Origin of the sequence: Halomonas sp. KAO (assembly GCF_015595025.1) — a bacterium.
Classification (GTDB): domain Bacteria; phylum Pseudomonadota; class Gammaproteobacteria; order Pseudomonadales; family Halomonadaceae; genus Halomonas.
Genome location: NZ_JADNRL010000021.1, coordinates 876 through 1129 on the forward strand (window position 1 = coordinate 876; position 254 = coordinate 1129).

Sequence of the window (254 nt, forward strand, 5' to 3'; positions counted from 1 at the left end):
GCGTTCGAGCGAAACGTCGCACCGCCCGCTTGGCTCCACCATCGCTACCCCACAGTCTTACCTGATCGGATCTGCAGTCATAAGCCAGCATCGCACACCGCGATGTCAGGTTTATGACTGTCGATTGACAGTCTGCTCTTTAACAATGTGATTCATGCTGACAAACGTTCTTTCCACAAGGAAAGAACACGAGATACGTTTCAAGCGCGTATCCGGCAATGTCGTGTGTCATCGCGGACCAGACCCTTTGGGGT

General features: G+C 52.8%; 1 rRNA gene (only partly in view). It reads left to right on the forward strand.

The features are described 5' to 3' along the window. Window positions 1–235: 235 nt before the first annotated feature. A 23S ribosomal RNA gene (locus IOC61_RS10915) occupies window positions 236–254 on the forward strand (its annotated part continues 141 nt past the right edge of the window); the annotation flags it as partial.